Annotated in this window: 4 protein-coding genes; 3 read left to right on the top strand and 1 reads right to left on the bottom strand. The window is 59.9% G+C overall.

All coding sequences use genetic code 11. The features are described from left to right. A partial coding sequence (locus Q0341_RS14170; protein ID WP_299514610.1) for a fatty acid desaturase occupies window positions 1-427 on the bottom strand: 427 nt, incomplete at its 3' end. 215 nt (window positions 428-642) lie between these two features. Here Q0341_RS14170 and pyk point away from each other — a divergent pair. From pyk to Q0341_RS14155, 3 genes are all read left to right on the top strand, one after another. Continuing rightward, window positions 643-2,073 carry a pyruvate kinase gene (pyk, locus tag Q0341_RS14165; RefSeq protein WP_299514608.1) on the top strand — a complete coding sequence of 477 codons (1,431 nt, stop codon included), beginning with the start codon at window positions 643-645 and terminating at the stop codon, window positions 2,071-2,073. A gap of 153 nt (window positions 2,074-2,226) precedes the next feature. Further along, window positions 2,227-3,291 (top strand): class II fructose-bisphosphate aldolase, encoded by a 1,065-nt coding sequence (gene fba / locus Q0341_RS14160; RefSeq protein ID WP_299514606.1) that lies wholly within the window; start codon window positions 2,227-2,229, stop codon window positions 3,289-3,291. Window positions 3,292-3,366: 75 nt separating this feature from the next. Then, on the top strand, window positions 3,367-3,703 hold a 337-nt coding region (locus Q0341_RS14155), incomplete at its 3' end, for a phosphoribosylaminoimidazolesuccinocarboxamide synthase (protein WP_299514604.1).

The raw sequence follows: 3,703 nt of genomic DNA, 5'->3' as shown, positions 1-3,703 counted from the left end.
TCAAGGGTGTCCAGACAAAGTCGACGCCCTTGAGGTTGGTGTAGCCGTGGTGCACCACGTTGTGGCCGGTGTCCCACAAGCTGTAGGGCGTCAGCGATGGCAAAAAGGCGATCCGGCCCAGCACCTTGTTCAGTTCGCGGTGCGGCGTCAGGCTTTGGTGGCAGGCGTCGTGGCCGATGATGAACAGACGCCCGATGACGAACCCTGCGGCCAAGCCGCACAGCAGTTTGGCCCACACGGCGTCAAAGAAAAGCGTGCCGGTGATCAGGGCAAAGAACAAGGCGTAATCCATGACCAGCAGCACAAAAGCCAGCACCGTGGTTTGCTCGGACAAAGGCGTCAACCATTCGCGCAACACTTTACGGTGCGGCAAGGGCTGGTCCAGCGGGATGGGCTGTTCCGACGAGGGGGTGTTCAAGGCGGTCATGTGTCTGTCTCTCAATGTCAGTTCCGTCAAATTATAGTCGGCCAGTGTGACAACTCGGCTGACAAGGATCAATGGGGTTCAGATGTGAAGGTTTTTGGCCCATTTTTGGGGCCCACGCCCGCCATGACCATGCCGACCCGATGGGGCAACGAATGATGCGGTCATGTAACCGATTTCGTGTGAAAATTGAAACCAAATTACATGGAGATTCCCGAATGCCCCGTCGCGCTACCAAAATCGTTGCCACCTTAGGCCCTGCTTCCAGCGACCCAGCGCTGCTCGAAGCCATGATCCGTGCGGGGGTCAACGTGGTGCGCTTGAACTTCAGCCATGGCAAAGCGCAAGACCATGTGGACCGCGCCCGCTTGGTCCGCGAGGCCTCTCAACGCGCCGGCCGCGAAGTGGCCATCATGGCCGACTTGCAAGGCCCCAAAATCCGCGTCGGTAAATTTGCCGATGGCAAAGTGATGCTCGAGCCCGGCATGCCGTTTGTGCTTGACGCCTCCCGCACCGAGTTGGGCGACCTGCAAGGGGTGGGCTTGGACTACAAAGAGCTGCCCCGCGACGTCAAAGCAGGGGATGTGTTGCTGCTCAATGACGGCCTGATCGTTCTCACCGTGAACGCGGTCAAAGGCGAGCAGGTGCAGACCACCGTCAAGCTCGGTGGCGAGCTGTCGAACAACAAGGGCATCAACAAACAAGGTGGCGGCTTGACCGCCCCGGCCCTGACCGCCAAGGACATGGACGACATCAAAACCGCCATGAGCCTGCAGGCCGACTATGTGGCCGTGAGCTTTCCCAAAAACGCCACCGACATGGAAATGGCCCGCCAATTGTGCAATGTGGCCGGTGCCGAATACGGCCACAAACCGGGCCTGATCGCCAAGATCGAGCGCGCCGAAGCCATTCCACACCTGGAAGCCATCTTGCTGGCCAGCGACGGCATCATGGTCGCCCGGGGTGACCTGGCGGTTGAAGTGGGCAATGCCGCCGTGCCGGCCCTGCAAAAACGCATGATCAAATTGGCCAGATTGCACGACAAAGTCGTCATCACCGCCACCCAGATGATGGAGAGCATGATCACCAACCCGGTGCCCACCCGCGCCGAAGTGTCGGACGTGGCCAACGCTGTGCTGGACGGCACCGATGCGGTGATGCTCAGTGCCGAGACCGCTGCGGGCAAATACCCGCTGGAAACCGTGGAAGAAATGGCCAAAATTTGCGAAGCGGCAGAAAACGCAGAGGACACCTCGCTCGATGCCGACTTCAAAGGGCAGTTCAGCCGCATTGACCAGTCCATCGCGATGGGCGCTTTGTTCACCGCGCACCACTTGGGGGCCAAAGCCATTGTGGCCATGACCGAGTCCGGCTCCACCGCTTTGTGGATGAGCCGCCACCGGGTCCACATCCCGATCTACGCACTGACCACCAAACTGACTTCCCAGCGCAAGATGGCCTTGTTTCGCAACGTGCGCCCTTTGCTGATGGACACCAGCGCCGACCGTGACACGGCCCTGACCGAAGCCGAGGCGCACCTCAAAAAGCGGGGCATTGTGAGCACGGGCGATATTTATGCCATCACTTGTGGCGAACCCATGGGCTCACCAGGCGGCACCAACATGCTCAAGATTTGCCGCGTGGGCTGATGCCCGATCTGGCTGCGGCCGGACGCCGCAGCCCAGGCAGAGCAGGGTATTCAGTCTTGTGTCAGACCGAAGCCTATAAAATTCACCCCAGTTACAAGCCGGTTACAAGCCCGGCCCTGCCTGTTTTTATTCACTCACTGGGAAATCACCACCATGGCACTCGTTTCAATGCGCGAGCTGCTGGACCATGCGGCCCTCAACGGTTACGGCATTCCAGCTTTCAACGTCAACAACCTGGAGCAAGTCCAGGCCGTCATGATGGCCGCCGACGAAGTCGGTGCGCCGGTCATCTTGCAAGCCAGCGCCGGAGCCCGCAAATACGCGGGTGAGCCCTTCATCAAGCATTTGATTCAGGCCGCCACGGAGCAGTGGCCCCACATTCCTTTGGTGATGCACCAGGACCACGCCCAAAGCCCGGCCGTTTGCCAGGGTGCGATCAATCTCGGCTTCTCGTCGGTGATGATGGACGGTTCTTTGTTGGAAGACGGCAAAACGCCGGCCGACTTTGCTTACAACGTGGATGTGACCCGCCGCGTGGTGGACATGGCCCATTTGTTGGGCGTGTCGGTGGAAGGTGAATTGGGCTGCCTGGGCAACCTCGAAACCGGCGAAGCCGGTGAAGAAGATGGCATTGGTGCGGTGGGCAAACTGGACCACAGCCAGATGCTGACCGACCCCGAAGAAGCCGCGCAGTTTGTCAAAGCTACCGGGCTGGATGCCTTGGCCATCGCCATTGGCACCAGCCACGGTGCCTACAAGTTCAGCCGCAAGCCCACGGGCGACATTTTGGCCATCAGCCGCGTGAAAGAAATCCACGCCCGCATCCCCAACACCCATTTGGTGATGCACGGCTCCAGTAGCGTGCCGCAAGACCTGTTGGCCATGATCAACCAGTACGGCGGCCAGATGAAGGAAACCTACGGCGTGCCGGTGGAGGAAATCCAGGAAGCCATCAAGTTTGGTGTGCGCAAGATCAACATCGACACCGACATCCGTCTGGCGATGACCGCCGCTTGCCGCAAGTTTCTGTTTGAAAACCCCGACAAGTTCGACGCCCGTGAATGGCTCAAGCCCGCCCGCGAAGCGGCCAAGCAAATCTGCAAACAACGCTACCTGGAGTTCGGCTGCGAAGGCCAGGCCCCCAAGATCAAGGGCGACAACCTGCAGGTGGTGGCGGCCCGCTACGCCCGAGGTGAGTTGGCGCAAGTGGTGAACTGAGCCTGCGATAATCACACCGAATGGCCCGTTGACTGTTCAACGGGCCTTTTTCTTTTTAGCTTTGACTGTTTCGCCATGACCTCTGCGCTCCACACCTCGGCCTTGACCTCTTTGCCTTTGCTCGCGCGTGGCAAGGTGCGTGACAACTACGCGGTGGGCGATGACCGCATCTTGATGGTGGCGTCGGACCGCATCAGCGCATTTGACGTGATCATGGGCGAGCCGATTCCGGGCAAAGGCGTGTTGCTCACGCAAATGGCCTTGTTCTGGTTCGACAAGCTGGGCCCCAAGGGGCTGAACATCTGCCCGATCCACCTGACGGGCGAAGCCCCCGAGAGCGTGGTGAGCGCCGACGAAGTGCCGCAGGTCACTGGCCGCTCCATGTTGGTTAAGCGTTTGAAACCCATTCCGG

The organism is uncultured Limnohabitans sp., assembly GCF_937889215.1.
In the GTDB taxonomy this organism is placed as follows: domain Bacteria; phylum Pseudomonadota; class Gammaproteobacteria; order Burkholderiales; family Burkholderiaceae_C; genus Limnohabitans_A.
This window is presented reverse-complemented; position numbering and strand designations above follow the sequence as displayed.